At 43.5% G+C, this 14,820-nt stretch carries 13 protein-coding genes; 2 read left to right on the top strand and 11 right to left on the bottom strand.

The window, feature by feature from the left end; genetic code table 11:
- Window positions 1–22: 22 nt before the first annotated feature.
- The 4 genes from ACFFGT_RS29910 to ACFFGT_RS29895 form a co-directional block, all read right to left on the bottom strand.
- Window positions 23–1,231 carry an ABC transporter permease gene (locus tag ACFFGT_RS29910; RefSeq protein ID WP_377026188.1) on the bottom strand — a complete coding sequence of 403 codons (1,209 nt, stop codon included), beginning with the start codon at window positions 1,229–1,231 and terminating at the stop codon, window positions 23–25.
- 190 nt (window positions 1,232–1,421) lie between these two features.
- Window positions 1,422–2,552, bottom strand: coding sequence for a glycosyltransferase family 2 protein (locus tag ACFFGT_RS29905; protein ID WP_377026187.1), 1,131 nt, complete (start codon window positions 2,550–2,552; stop codon window positions 1,422–1,424).
- Window positions 2,536–3,510 (bottom strand): hypothetical protein, encoded by a 975-nt coding sequence (locus ACFFGT_RS29900; protein WP_377026186.1) that lies wholly within the window; start codon window positions 3,508–3,510, stop codon window positions 2,536–2,538. The genes ACFFGT_RS29905 and ACFFGT_RS29900 overlap by 17 nt, the downstream gene beginning before the upstream one ends.
- A gap of 81 nt (window positions 3,511–3,591) precedes the next feature.
- Window positions 3,592–4,437 carry a dienelactone hydrolase family protein gene (locus ACFFGT_RS29895; protein ID WP_377026185.1) on the bottom strand — a complete coding sequence of 282 codons (846 nt, stop codon included), beginning with the start codon at window positions 4,435–4,437 and terminating at the stop codon, window positions 3,592–3,594.
- 212 nt (window positions 4,438–4,649) lie between these two features.
- On the opposite strand from ACFFGT_RS29895, the gene ACFFGT_RS29890 reads away from it, so the two are divergent.
- A complete protein-coding gene (locus tag ACFFGT_RS29890; protein ID WP_377026184.1) occupies window positions 4,650–5,855 on the top strand; it encodes a GAF domain-containing sensor histidine kinase in 1,206 nt (401 codons plus the stop codon).
- A 159-nt stretch (window positions 5,856–6,014) separates the two neighbouring features.
- Here ACFFGT_RS29890 and rbp read toward each other — a convergent pair whose 3' ends face one another.
- The 4 genes from rbp to ACFFGT_RS29870 form a co-directional block, all read right to left on the bottom strand.
- Entirely contained in the window at window positions 6,015–6,401 is a 387-nt protein-coding gene (gene rbp / locus ACFFGT_RS29885; RefSeq protein ID WP_377026183.1) for an RNA-binding regulator, read from the bottom strand.
- 310 nt (window positions 6,402–6,711) lie between these two features.
- Window positions 6,712–7,164 (bottom strand): 3-oxoacyl-ACP synthase, encoded by a 453-nt coding sequence (locus ACFFGT_RS29880; RefSeq protein ID WP_377026182.1) that lies wholly within the window; start codon window positions 7,162–7,164, stop codon window positions 6,712–6,714.
- A gap of 264 nt (window positions 7,165–7,428) precedes the next feature.
- Window positions 7,429–8,226 carry an alpha/beta hydrolase gene (locus ACFFGT_RS29875; protein ID WP_377026181.1) on the bottom strand — a complete coding sequence of 266 codons (798 nt, stop codon included), beginning with the start codon at window positions 8,224–8,226 and terminating at the stop codon, window positions 7,429–7,431.
- A gap of 8 nt (window positions 8,227–8,234) precedes the next feature.
- Complete coding sequence (locus tag ACFFGT_RS29870; RefSeq protein WP_377026180.1) at window positions 8,235–9,353, bottom strand: Zn-dependent alcohol dehydrogenase; 1,119 nt, start codon at window positions 9,351–9,353, stop codon at window positions 8,235–8,237.
- A 309-nt stretch (window positions 9,354–9,662) separates the two neighbouring features.
- On the opposite strand from ACFFGT_RS29870, the gene ACFFGT_RS29865 reads away from it, so the two are divergent.
- Entirely contained in the window at window positions 9,663–11,228 is a 1,566-nt protein-coding gene (locus tag ACFFGT_RS29865; RefSeq protein ID WP_377026179.1) for an alpha-amylase family glycosyl hydrolase, read from the top strand.
- Window positions 11,229–11,343: 115 nt separating this feature from the next.
- Here the strand turns inward: ACFFGT_RS29865 and ACFFGT_RS29860 are convergent, their stop codons facing one another.
- The 3 genes from ACFFGT_RS29860 to ACFFGT_RS29850 form a co-directional block, all read right to left on the bottom strand.
- Window positions 11,344–11,991 (bottom strand): gluconate 2-dehydrogenase subunit 3 family protein, encoded by a 648-nt coding sequence (locus ACFFGT_RS29860; protein WP_377026178.1) that lies wholly within the window; start codon window positions 11,989–11,991, stop codon window positions 11,344–11,346.
- Between the two features lie 20 nt (window positions 11,992–12,011).
- Window positions 12,012–13,748, bottom strand: coding sequence for a GMC family oxidoreductase (locus tag ACFFGT_RS29855; RefSeq protein ID WP_377026177.1), 1,737 nt, complete (start codon window positions 13,746–13,748; stop codon window positions 12,012–12,014).
- A gap of 132 nt (window positions 13,749–13,880) precedes the next feature.
- Entirely contained in the window at window positions 13,881–14,540 is a 660-nt protein-coding gene (locus ACFFGT_RS29850; protein WP_377026176.1) for a 3-keto-disaccharide hydrolase, read from the bottom strand.
- Between the last annotated feature and the right edge of the window lie 280 nt (window positions 14,541–14,820).

Raw genomic sequence — 14,820 nt, 5'->3', positions numbered from 1 at the left:
ACTAAAATAGAAGAAATAATTTTTAAATACGAGTACTTTGTGATTTTATATCAAAGGCATCGCGCAAGCCAACAGTAACCAGGTTAAAAGCATATACCAGCAACATGATGGCCATCCCCGGAATGATAGCTAAAAAAGCCGAATCCATAACAATATACCCGTAATGCTCCTTGATCATACCGCCCCAGGTTGGCATAGGTGGCTGTGCGCCAAAGCCTAAAAAGCTAAGCCCGGCCTCCAAAAGTATAGCCGATGCAAAGTTTGACGATGCCAGTACAAGTACCGGCCCGGTTATGTTGGGTAAAATATGTTTAGCTATAATGCGCTTGTTACTAAAGCCCAAAGCCCTTGCAGCCTCAATATATTCTACCTGCTTAAGGCCCATTACCTGCCCGCGTACCAGGCGGGCTACCTCAACCCACATGGACAGGCCAACGGCTATAAATATTTGCCACAGGCCTTTGCCCAGTGCAAATGATATAGCTATAACCAGTAACAAGGCTGGCAATGCCCATAAAATATTCATGAGCCAGCTTAACGAGGCATCTACCCAGCCGCCAAAGTAGCCTGCTACAGCCCCTACGCTTACCCCCAGCAGCATACTGATGATGACGGACATTAACCCTACGGCCAGCGAGATCCGGGTGCCCAGCAGCAAACGGCTCAGCATATCACGGCCATAGCCATCGGTACCAAGCCAGAATGTTTTAAAGCCGATATTCTCTTCATAAACCTTTCCCCAAAACCTTCGGTAAACACCATCATTGGCGGCCCTGACAACTGCTTGTCCGTTATAATTAAAAATAACCTTCCCGTTTTTATAAACAGGCTTTTGCCCGGTCATTACCTCAAAAATATTAAATACTTTTTTTTCGGGTTTATCTTCGTCCCCAATGTATCCGTTTACGTAAATGGAATCTTTAACAAAATGGTAGCCGGTTATAGGGATCTCTTTATAAAACGAAGGCTGTCCGTAAAGCATTTTAGTAAATATATTTACGGTATCAACCGGCTCCGTTTTCCGGAGTTTTAACATCATGTAGGTTGAGCCCGGCTTTTTTATGCTAAGCTGTATGATCATATTATTTGCCAGCGGGGTATCATCGGGCATAATAAGATAGCCCAATATGGCAACAAGTAAGGTAAGCAGGATAAATGCCAGTCCGGCTACGGCAATTTTATTGCGCTTAAAAACACGCCAGGTGCGTTTTGCTGGTGTAATTTCGGCCAATGTGTTAATAGTTCATGTGTATTGGCTAAATATCGCTTAAATAGGTGCAATTAGCAATAACGACCGCTTTCTTTACAAAAGCATTATGAAGCTGAATGCTTAAGGCAGAAAGCGATTGACATTAGCAGATAACGCTAAGCCCAGCTATTTGACTAATAAGCTTTATGCTTTAAGCCTTCGGCTTTCAGCTTTACTTCACCATGCGCCCTTTCCAGGCGTATTTTTTGTTTTTTCCTAAAAAGCCGATTATAACAAAGTAGATGATGTTAAGGGGCAAAACAAAGCTTACGTACCACAGCAATTCGCGCCGTTTTAAAAAGTTCATGATAGGGGTCATGTACATCATGTCGGTGAGATACTTAATGCCTATGGTTATCAAAAATAATCTGAAAAAATAAGCATCGTATAAACCCAGTACAGCTGTTAGCAGCAGCATAAAATTACAAAGCCATACACTGAGTGCAAAGGCGACCATTTTTTTATTTTTGTATTTGGTTGATTTTGATGCCCAGCGGCGCCTTTGCTGCATAAACTCCTTTAAATTAGGTTTTGCATGGGTATATACTATTGCCTCGCGCCGCTTTAAAAAGCCTATCCTGCCGTGATATCGCTCCCCTACTTTGTGTAATAAAAGCTCATCATCGCCCGAAGCCAGTTCATCAATGCCGCTAAAACCGCCTACTTCATAAAATACATCTTTACGATAGGCAAAATTTGCGCCGTTGCAGGTAGCCGCAAACCCCTGGCCTAAAAACGCGCCACCCATACCAATAAGTGATGAAAAATCAAGCGTTTGCATGCGCTCAAATACCGATTGTTCCTGGAAATAGGTTACCGGCGAAGAGATCATAACCAGGTTGTTTTGCTCATAAAAACCAACTATGGTACGCAACCATTGATTGCCCATGCGGCAATCAGCATCTGTTGCCACCATCAGTTCGCCCGTTGAAAGTTTGATAGCCTCGGCTATGGCTTTCTTTTTATAGGAGTTTAATGTTTCGCCAAGCTTCAGCTGCAGCAGCTTTACACCTTGTGCTGCATAACTGCTGATGATAGCTGCGGTATTATCTGTTGAGTGATCATCAACAATGATGATCTCAACCAATTCTTTCGGGTAATCCTGTGCTAAAATATCTTCAATGGTCAAATGGATCTTTTCTTCCTCATTTCGTGCTGCAATAAGCACCGTAACTTTGGTTTTGAAAGAGCCGGCAACAACAGGCGGCATAGTAACCTTCGCCCAGCCTATGCGGAGGTAAATTACTAATACCACATAAAGCCCGATGGAAAATAAAGAAATAATACTAATCAGCGCGATCAAAGAATTTGAGTTTTAAAACGAACAACGATCCTAAAATAGCAGGAATAAATAAATTAATAAGCCATATTGACGATACACCGGCTATTACGGCGATATTTTGATCAGTTATATAAACAAACAGGTGCGAAGCCGTAAAACCACGCACGCCAATATCAAAAAGATCAAGCGATGGTATGGCCGACGATACCAGGAAAAACAGCATCAGCATCATCAGCATATGGGCACCAGCCATCTGTGGCACCAGCATCTGGAAAACCAAAAAATACTGGAACGAAAAGGTAATATAACGGGCAATGCTAAAACCCATAATGGTGATAAGCTCATGGAGGTTATACCGCCCCATTACTTCAAAAAAGCGGTGGTACTTTTTGATAAACCGAACTTTGTCAAGCAGGGTAACAGCCCAGTTTATATGGAAATAAAATACCAGCTGCATAGCTACAATTATTGCGCAAATGGCAGTTACACTCCAGGCCAGCACCAAATTGGTATGAATGTAATTAGCCACGAACCACATCATGGCTATTACCCCCAAAACGTTGGTTACAGAGCCTTGGCTAAATGAGCCTACGCCCATGGCAAAAATACCCGGAACACGTTTGCGGGGCGGTAAAAACATAACGCGGCCACCGTATTCGCCCAGCCGGTTGGGCGTGGTTACAGCCCAGGTAAGGCCGCAAAAAACAGCCTCAACGGCTTCCCATAAAGAAATATTGATAAGGGTTTTAGTTACGTAACGCCACTTAAGCGCTTCCAGAAACCAGTTTAAAAACATCAATAAAACTACCAGCCCCATGACAATGACAACGTGGGTGGTACTTATTTGCGACGCGAAATGTTCAAACTGCTTTAGGTCGTTATTTTTTTTGTTGAATTGCCGGTAAATAAACCACCCTGCAATAATTAATATACCGGCCTTAAGAAGATACGAAACAACCTTTTTAGCAGAACTTGTCAAATAGATAAATTTTATGCAATGTTACAAAAAAATGGGGCATGCCAAAGCTTGCCCCATACAACACTACACGGTTAGTTTTGTTTACTTCAATCGTGCTTTTAAAAACACCAGTGTATTTGCGTAGGCATCCTTAGTAGCATCGCTGTTATAAATAGGATTGCTCGGGTTGGCAAAACCATGATCGGCATCGTACTGGTGCAGGTAAACCTTCTTCCCGGCTGCTTTCATGTCGGCATCAAATTTTGCCACCACTTTTGGGTTAATCCACTGGTCTTTATTGGCAAAGTTTCCCAGCACATCGGTGTTTAAGGTTTTTAGTTTATTAACATCCTGCTCGGGCATGCCATAGTACATTACACAGGCCACCGCTTTTTTACCGGCAAGCAAGCTGGTTTGCAGGCTCCATCCGCCGCCAAAGCACCAGCCAATAGTGGCAATGTGTGCATTAGCCCCGGCATAAGTAATAGCCCCGTTTACGATGGCCCGTGCCCTATCGTCATTTACGGCCTGCATAAATTTGCCTGCATCTTCGCGTGTGGTGGCTACTTTACCGTCATACAAGTCAAGATCAATAATGTTAACGTTGCCCAGGTCATTATACAGTTTTTCCGATTCCTTTTTTACGTAATCGTTAAGGCCCCACCATTCGTGTATCACTAATAAATAATTGTTAGTAAGCTTTTTTGCTTTCATAAAAAATGCCGAAGCCTGTTTGCCATCGGGTGTTTTGTAGGTGATAGCCTCCCCTATGCTGCTTTGAAAGTGGATTGGCAGCGGGTTTTTGTGCGACATTTTAAATTGCGGGTTTGAAGCCAGCATGGCAAACTGTTGTGTTGCCGAGGGATTGCTGCAGCAAACTACTTTGCGCTGTGCGAAAGTTATGGTGGCTAAACCAATAAATAATGTTAATAGGAGTAATTTTTTCATGGATAAATTTTTACGTTAATAATAGCTGATGTGAGTTTTAAAACAAATACGTTGGTAACATGGTTTTAGTTGTTAAGGCTAACGTAACTAATTGGCATAAATTTATGATAATGTAATATACAATTACCTAAAATTTAATGCATCCCTGTTGTTTACCTCATAACCTTATGGGGCAAAAACACGTATATAATAATTACCAATATATATTTAATATGCCTGTCCCACCAATTCCTGATAATGAAATGGAAAGGCTTTTGAGCCTGTCGGAATTTGACCTTGATTATACCGAACACAAAGATAGTTTTAAGGACCTTGCCAAACTGGCGGCTAAGGTTACCGGCACCGAAGTTTCGCTGGTAAACCTTATCGACTCCTATACACAATGGAGTATCAGTGGTCACGGGCTGGAAATTGAGCAAATGCCCCGTGAAGAGTCGGTTTGCCAGTATACTATTGTAAACGGAGAGTATTTTGAGGTAGAAGACCTGCGAAACGACGAACGTTTTAAGGATAAATTTTATGTAACCGATGAGCCAAGGTTGAGATATTATTATGGTATACCGCTAAAGGGAAGTGATGAGCATAATATCGGCGCTTTGTGCGTGCTTGATAAAAACGTTAAGGAGCTCACACCCGAAAAAGTTGAGCTTTTAAAGATCATTGCCGATGAAATAGTAAACCGGTTAAAAGATCTGAAAGTGATTGGCAAATTAAAAAGCAAGCTTTCTGAAGCTAATGAAACACAAAAGAAGGTAGCTCATGACATCCGCGGACCGTTAAGCGGTATTATTGGTCTTGCCCAACTGATCAGCGAACAGGGAGAAGCAAATCAGATTGAAGAGGTACTGGAGTTTATCAACCTGATCCATAAAAGCGGCCGGTCGATACTGGAACTTGCAGATGAGATTTTAAGTGCCGATAAAAAGGATCATAAACCCATCACCAACGGGGCAGCATTTAACCTGCTGGTATTTAAGGATAAGATTGAAAGGCTGTTTATCCCGCAGGCCCGTAACAAAAAGATTTTACTCACGGTTAAAACCTCGTCCGAATCGGAACGGATCCCCTTTGCCCGGAATAAACTATTACAAATAACAGGCAACCTGATCTCGAACGCTATAAAATTTACTCCTGCCGGTGGTTATGTTGACGTTGATTTGAGCCTGGAAGTGAACGATCACATCAGCATACTACAGATCCTGGTTAAAGACAATGGGATTGGCATTGATGAAAAAGGCATTGAAACGATATTGAAAGGCAATGCATCTTCAACAACGGGCACAACCGGTGAAGCCGGCTTTGGATTTGGACTGGCCCTGGTAAAACACCTTATCGAAACCCTTAAAGGCTCATTAAATATCTACTCAAAGCCCGGGCAGGGAACTACATTTGAGGTAAGGCTGCCACAAAAAATGTAATAATAAAAACCGATCTGTTGGAAAATTCAGGACATAGAAATTTGCGTAAGGCAAAATGTCCTTAAATAAAAAGTTTTCCGGGAAAGGTAGATTACAGTGCAATACTTAAATTAAAATACCGGATCAAAGAAGCCGGTATTTTAATTTAGGTTATATTTTTTACCAGCTTTTGCCGCCGCCGCCACGGTTATCTCTTGAATAGCCGCCGCCACCGCCACCACGGTTACCGCCACCACCATAACCACCGCCGCCACGGTTACCACCACCATAGCCGCCGCCGCTGCTTCTGCGATCGCCACCTGGTTTTTTCTCTTCTGCCTGGCTTACTGCAATTGATCTTCCTTTAACTTCAGAACCGTTTAGGCCGCTTATAGCTTGTTGAGCTGCCTCATCATCTGCCATTTCAATAAATCCGAACCCTTTACTTCTTCCTGACTCCCTGTCAATAATAATTTTTACGGAATTAACCTCACCATAAGCTTCGAAAAGCTGTTTTAAATCGGCTTCCCCTAAAGTAAAAGGAAGACTTCCTACGAATATGTTCATTAATATTTAGTTTTTAATGGGCATGCTTTGTTAATTACCCACGTTTTGTTAACATCAAATATAGTAATAGATATTTGATGATTACTGCATGTTTATGTGAATGAGTGCTTTTATTTTAAAAAAAATTATTTTTTCGCAGGTTTTGTGAAGATAATTGGGAATAGCCAACACATTAGTACAAAGGACTATCCGTTTTGTTTTAAAAAGATAGCGTTTTTGTAAAATAAATATGGAAAGAACGGTTGGCCAGTATTTTTTTAATATTAGCGTAACAAAAAATTATTTTTCGGAGATAAATCAGACTCGAAAATCAAATTACCGACTCAATTTTGTAGCGTTTCCCATTCAGCGTAAACTCATCTCCTGCTTTTTTACCGTTAAGCATATTGCCCACCGGCGATGCCGGTGAAACCGCGAAATAAGTTTTACCGCTAAGTGCTAAACTGCCGGCACTGATGGCCAGGTAAAAATTGCCGTTGCTGGTAACTATCACACTGCCAGGCTCCGCGTGTGTTGATACACCTGTGGTACCTATCCGGTTTAAAGCCACCAGCAGCTTGTTGGCTTCATTAAGCTGGGCCATATTACGGTTGGTTTCCTGCTGCATCATTTCGCGGCCGGTTTCGTATTTATCGCCCGCACTGCTTTTGGTATCATCGGTTGAGGCCTTATGCGCATCGGCTATGGCAAGCTCTGCCGCCTCCATAATTTTGCGGGCGTAGTTAACACAAAGCTGATGTAATTCTTTCTTCAGATCGCTCATTTTCGGTATAAAAACAATCAGCTAAAATAGAGGAAAAGATCAATACCTGCTGTGAAGAAAATAAGCGGTTGTAAAATAAAAGCCCCCTTGCACTCGCTGCTTGGGGGCTTTAAACCTAAACCTTATCACTATTTGCAGGCGTTAGCCTACAAAGTAGATAAACGTTGCTTATAGTAATAATGGTATGTTCGACTAATCAAAACTGACAAAATAATGATATTCGCACATTATATTACAACGGTTAGTTTATACTAAGGGCCTTGTCTACAGTTTACTGGCGAAAAATTTAAGGGTTGATATAATATGCTTTGCCCAGTACGACCATTCGTGCCCGCCCGGGTTTTCTTCATAAATATGAGGGATGTTTTCCTTGTCCAGCTTTTTATGTAAATCGCGGTTATAGTTAATGAGCTGATCATTGGTGCCGCAATCAAAACGAACGGGAGGTAGCTGGTCCCTGTATTTCTTAAATGTTGCAAACACATCTTCATCGGCCACAATATCCTGGGCATAGGTTTTCAAAGGCTCGCCGGCAAAAAGCTTGATCTGCGGCAGGCTTGTTATAGATGAAAGCCCGGAAATGGCTTTAAACTTATGCCCGTATTTTGCACCTATCCTTAAAGCACCAAAGCCCCCCATAGATAAGCCGGCCATAAACAGCGGCGAATTTTGTTTTGCACCGGGGATATTTTCCATTACAGCTGTTGGTACATCATCGGATATCCATTGCTCAAAATTAAAACCGCTATGCGGCAAATATCCCGATCCGTCTCCCCAGAGCCCATCCGAAGGCATTGCCAGTATCATTCTTGGTAATTCGCCTTTTTCAATAAGCTCATTGGTTTTTAAATGAACGCCCGCGCTCATGGCCCAGCTCCACGCGCTGCCATATACGCCATGTAATAATATTACAATGGGTAAAACCTCGCTCTTACTCGTCCCCGGTGGAACGTATACGCAAATATCACCCCGGCCTTTTAGGTTTGGGGTTTTTACCGTTATAAACCGGAGCCGATTACTTTCATATTGCGGGTTGGAAATTTCTGTTGTTCTAAATGGCATGAGCTTGTTCAGTCGAACACGATAACACCTTTGGCGTTTCTGCCTTTCAGCATATCGTCAAAAGCATTATCAAGTTCGTTTATTGAGTATGTACGTGTAATCATTTCTTCAAGTAATAAGTGCCCGCTGGCGTAAAGCTGTACTATATCGGGAAAATCAATTTGCGGGCGGCACTTGCCATAAAGCGGATTGATGTAAACTTTATCCCATTCAAAAAGGCGCATATCAATGGTAATATCCTGTTCAATACCACTTACCTGTACTGCTGTGCCGGCATTGCGCACCATGGCTAAAGGAGCCGCACCTAATTCAGGTATGGCAGTGCACTCAAAAGCGTAATCGGCCCCGCGGCCATCTGTTAGGTTTTTTACTTCCTGTGCTGCTTTGAGCAGGCCGGTATCACCTTTCGCGGCCAAAATAGTATGGGTTGCACCAAACTTAAGGGCCATTTCCAGCCGGGTTGGGTTAATATCAATGGCAATGATCTTACCTGCACCTGCGACCTTTGCGCCCTGTATCACATTCAAGCCCACACCGCCGGTACCCAGCACCACTGCCGATGAGCCTGCTTTTAGTTTAGCCGCATTCACAACCGATCCATAGCCAGTCATTACCCCGCAGCTGATAATACTTGCCGCCGGAAACGACATGGTATCCGAACTGTTTTTTACCACTGCCGACTCTTTTACCAGCGTATATCCGGCAATAGTGCCAATATTGAAAGACCTTAAAACAGGCTCACCATTAAACGTTGTGCCGTCAATACCGGCATGACCCGGGGTATAGCCGTTATCGCCGGCTGCAACCGGCGAGGCTACTTCACACAAATGCTGGTTACCTTCAAGGCACTGAAAGCATTTGCCGCAGTGCATGGCCCAGTTTAAGATCACCCTATCACCAGGTAATACACTGCTAACTTCTTTCCCAACAGAAACCACAATACCGGCGCCTTCGTGGCCTATAATGAGCTGTTTTCCCCAGCTTAACGAATCATGATCCGTGTGGCAAAGTCCGGCTGCTTTTATTTTAACCAGTACTTCATCATCCTTCGGTTCGTTCACCACAATATCCTGTACGGTAAAACCACCCTTACCATTGGCAATAGCTGCCTTACATGTTATAGCCATAACTGTGGTATATATTGAGTGCTTTTCATTGGCCGTTAAAGCGCGGGTGTAAATAATAGCTGTATAAAGGTTGGCTTATTTAGCAGTACTAAAATACGCTTAACTTATACAACAAAAATAGGCTAAGCCCCCCTTTTAAAACTTTAGCAAATTGTCCAAAAAGTGGCTTATTTTATCCCTGTGGCGATTTTTGGAACGTTCGCCAACTTATTTAAAGTAGCAAATGATAAAATATGCCATTTTTTCACACTTATAGTTGTTGTTAATTATCAGCGCTTTATGTTACTTTAAGGGCCAATTGTAACTATTATGAAACTAAATAGGCTATTCATCATGGGCTGTTTGTCGTTTGGATTAATTTTCTCGGCGGTTAGCGCAAAGCCTAACGAGGCAAATAATGCTGAAATCATTTATCATATATTTCAGCGAAGCTTTTATGACAGCAATGGCGATTATCATGGCGACCTGAACGGTATCCGCCAAAAACTTGATTATTTGCAAGAATTAGGTGTAACTGCTGTACTGCTTACCCCGCTTTACGAATCTGTTTTTTACCACAACTATTTTGCCATTGATTTTGAAAAGATAGATCCTAAGTACGGTACCCTTGCCGATTACCTTAAACTGATCAAAGAGCTGCACCGCCGCGGCATGAAATTTTATATGGATATGGAAACCCAGTATGTAACCGAGGATTCCCGCTGGTGGAAGGATGCTTTTGGCAATCCTAAATCGCCCTATAGTGATTATATTTTGTGGGATGACAAGGACAATCAAAAGCCATCGACCATAGTATATAACCTTACCGGGCTGAAAGGGTACGATGGCATAACCCGCAAAATAACTACTGCTAACCTTAACAGCGAGGCCTCAAAAGCCTATAATCTTAAATTATTCAGCTATTGGATTGACCCTAACGGCGATGGTAAATTTGATGATGGCGTAGATGGTTTCAGGCTTGACCATATGATGGATGACCTGGATAATAAAGGCCGCCTCCCGCATTTATTTGATACTTTCTGGAACCCGATGTTAACCAAACTGCGGGCTATTAACCCTAAAATAAAAATAGTGGCCGAGCAAGCCAACTGGTTTAGCCTTGGCACCGAATATTTAGAACGCGGTGGCGTTAACCAGGTATTTGGTTTGCGGTTGTGCTTTGCAATCCGGTCGTTTGATAAAAAACTGCTTGTGGCAAATGCCGATTCAACGCTGGCCATGCTGCCTCCCGGCAAACAGCAAATAATTTTTATTGAAAACCATGATGTACCCCGCTTTAGTTATGCAGTAAAAGGCGATTTGGCTAAGCTGAAAGTGGGCTGTGCTTTTAACCTGCTGATGGGCGGCATCCCCGCCATTTACTACGGCCAGGAACTGGGTATGACCGGTACTTCGGCAAATTTTGGTGCTACCGATGCCAATGAAATCCCCGACAGGGAAGCTTTTGAATGGTACAAAAGCGATACCGGCAAAGGCATGGCCTTATGGTATAAACAAACCGGCCCGTGGAAAGATCAGTTCAATAATGATAAGCCTGACGATGGCGTTTCGCTGGAAGAAGAAAAACTGGATCCCAATTCGTTATGGCATTACTATAAACAGATGATCGCTATCCGCAAGGCAAACCCTGCATTTGTCGACGGTAGCTATAAAACTATCGGCAATGATAATGATCATGTTTTTACTTTCATGAGAAAAGATGCCGGGCAAACAGTACTCATGGCGATAAACCTGGCTGATAAAGAAACCGAAGCGGTTATTGACGCTAATGGAAACCCGGTTAATATTATAGGAGGTTTAAAACCTGTTGTGAAAGGTGGGAAGCTGACTGTTAATTTGCCTGCCTTTGGCATTGGGGCGTGGGAGCTGAAGTAAAATTCGGAAAAAGCCGAAAAAAAACGTCATCACGAGGCACGAAGCAATCTCAAACTATACAGAGCGGCTCTGCTAATCGGGGATTGCTTCGTGCCTCGCAATGACGCGTGTTTTTTTACATCGAAGCCGAAGCTTTTACATTCTCCATGCCGTAATGCTTCAGGATATCATCAGGTACGCCTGTCCATTTGCCGGGTTGGTTACCTGCGTAGCCAATATCTTTTACGCCAATTTCGCTGGTGAAAAAGCCTGATGCGGTAAGGTCACGCATGCGGTTAAAGAAAGCTACGCCCTGGGCCATTTCCGGTTTGGCTTTGTTAGGATAGGCGATCATGTCAACCAATTGGATCTGCTGATCTTTAGTACAATCGGTAAATGGCTTACCGAAACGGTTAAGGCATTGCAGATCGAGCCAACGCAAACCACCGCGCATCGGGGTTTGGTGATCAGGGATATCTTTCACTATAAATTCGATAAAATCAGGTACCTTGGCATCAGATGCACTACCCGATTTTTCATCCTTAGGGATGATGATATCAGCGAGTACGGTGATGGTAGCCAATTCGGCAGTGGTAAAAAATTTATCGGCATGAAGCTTTTTATCACGCTCAACCTCAAAAGGCTGTCGGCCTGTTTCGTCGCCCGCAGCCGGGGCAACTGTTTCTTCTGCGCCTTTTTTAGTATCGGTTTTACAGGCCTCCAGTAATAATCCTGCCGATAGTGTTCCTAAGCCGAGCGCTTTAAGGGAGTCACGTCTGTTCATAAAATTGTTATGTTAGCTTGTTAAACGTTTAATTTTTTTCTTTCCTGGATAATGTATTCTGCCGTACGCATTGACAATGCAAGGATAGTCCACGTTGCGTTTTTATCGCCTTGTTGCACAAACGGCGCGGCGTCAACCACAAAAAGGTTTTTACAATCATGTGCCTGGCACCATTTGTTTAAGGCTGATTTTTTAGGATCGTTACCCATACGGATGGTTCCAACCTCATGGATGATTTTACCCGGAGCTTCCAAGCCGTAATTGGTTTCAGGGCCTTGCGGGCCGCCATATATAGCGCCGCCCATGTTATGCATGATCTCCTGGAAGGTTTCCTGCATGTGCTTGGCCTGTTTAATTTCGTCAGGGGCCCATTTGTAGTGGAAACGCAATACGGGGATGCCGTATTTATCAACTACGTTAGGATCAATTTCGCAATAGTTATCATAGCGGGCTATGGCAGTACCGCGACCGGCCATGCCAAACTGGGTACCATAAAAACGACGGTAATCGTCTTTTAATGATGCACCATAGCCACCGGCTTCTTTCATTTTACCATCGCGGCCCGGTACCACACCATTCATGTTCTGGATACCGCCACTGAAACCGTATGATGGCATATGTAAACCGCCGCCGTATTCAATATGGTAACCACGCGGGAAATCCAGTTTTTTATTATCCAGCCACCATGGCGAGTAGATATGCACACTGCCAACACCATCTTCGTTATAACGCTTGCGGTCCATCAGTTGCGGAAGGAAACCGCCTGCACTTGAACCGGTTGAGTCATGCAGGTAACGACCAACAACACCGCTGCTGTTAGCCAAACCACCCGGATGCTGAGCCGATTTTGAGTTAAGCAGGATCCTGGCCGATTCGCCCGCGCTTGCACCAAGGATAACGGTTTTGGCATTTACCTGGTACTCTTGCAGATCCTCTTTATTAACGTATGATACGCCGACTGCCAGGCCTTCGGTATTGGTTATTACCTCGCGCACCATGGCGTTGGTGATCACTTTTAAGTTACCCGTTTTAATAGCAGGAATAACCAGGCATGATGATGCAGAGAAATCGCCGTAAACTTTACAGCTGCGGCCGCACTGCCCGCAGAAGAAACAAGCACCGCGGTCTTTATTACCCGGTAAAGCTTCTGTTAATACGGAACCACGGCCAGGAATAATTTTTACACCGGCTTTTTGGGCCCCCTTTACTATATACAGTTCGTTAAGCCTTGGTTTTGGCGGAGGCAGAAAGATGCCGTCCGGTTCATTTTCTAATCCTTCCTTAGTGCCATAAACACCAATCATGCGGTCAACCTTATCATAGTAAGGCTTTACGTCATCATAGGTAATTGGCCAGTCGTCGGTAAGGCCGTCTTTTGCCTGGAAATCACGCGGACCCATCCTTAATGAGATGCGGCCCCAGTGATTGGTACGGCCGCCAAGCATACGCGAGCGGAACCAGAAAAACTCTGTTTTATCTTTTGTGGTATAGGGTTCGCCATCAATTTCCCAGCCGCCAAAGGCCGCGTCAAAATCGCCGAAAGGGCGGGTTGTACCGGCACCGCGACGCGGCGACTCCCAGGGCCATTTTAATTGTTGTGAATCTTTAGCAGGGTCAAAGTAAGCACCGGCCTCAAGCATTAAAACTTTTATCCCGGCATTGGCCAAAACGTAACCGGCCATACCCCCGCCGGCACCCGAACCAACAATCACCACATCATAGGTGGCTGATGATTTTTTAATTTGCAGATCGCTCATATTATATCAAAGTATCCTTCTTTCTTATATGGAGAGGAAATTATACATGCCAGCGCATGTTAAAACACAATTTAAGTTAAGGTATAAATATATGAACAGGGCGCTATATCCGCACCCCGTTCATAAAAAATATTAAAGCTCTTTAATGCTGATGTTGCGGAAACTAACCAAATGGCCATGGTCCTGCAAGGCAATGTGGCCTTTAGGATAAGTAGCAAAGCCTTTCCAGGTTTTAAACTTACTGTCGTTTAACAGTTGAGTCCACTCGTCGCTGCCAATTTTTACATCAACAATTTTAGTTCCGTTAAGCCAAAAAGTAAGCTGACCGTCTTTTTTACGCAGTTTAACTTTATTCCATTCGCCGGCTGGCTTAGCCACATCTTTTGAAGGGGCTTTCATATCATATAATGAACCTGCAAGGTGGTTGGCTTTTTTGTTGTCGCTGGCATCTTTGTTATCAAGCACCTGCATTTCCATGCCGGTTAAGTAGGTTTGGCTAAATTCAGGATCTTCATGCACACCGAAAATGATACCGCTGTTACCTTCCTTGCTGATGTTCCATTCGATATTAAGCTCGTAGTTTTCGTATTCGCCGTCGGTAACCAAATCGCCGTGACCTTCGGCTTTCGGGTCGAGTTGTAAGGTGCCGTCAACAACTGTCCAGCCCACAACATCTTTTTTAAGATAGGTGTGCCAGCCTGTAGTAGTTTTACCGTCGAACAATTTGGTTTGTGCCGATACCGACAGGCAAAAGGCTGGGATGGCCATCAGGCCAAGCATGATCTTTTTCATAAATTATAATTGTTTTTAATAGTATCGGAACCGCCATTTAAATAGCTTTGGTTGGTTAAGGCAGTTCCTGTTGGTTTCATTGTGTTTGTTTTGTACAAGGTAAATGTGGCTTAAAAAGTATCAACCCTGTTTAAAGCCGGTATTTTTGGTAAAACGTTTTAATTACAAATTAAGTGAACATTTTTTTAGGTTGCGATAAATATATTGGCTTTTTTTTAATGCTAAAACGATTATCGCAAAAATAAAGTATAAGCCTGCCAAAACCGAGGTAAAAGCTTGG

Origin of the sequence: Mucilaginibacter angelicae, assembly GCF_042434235.1 — a bacterium.
Classification (GTDB): Bacteria; Bacteroidota; Bacteroidia; order Sphingobacteriales; family Sphingobacteriaceae; genus Mucilaginibacter; species Mucilaginibacter angelicae.
Note: the sequence above shows the minus strand (reverse complement) of the source record. Positions and strands in the feature narration are given on the sequence as shown.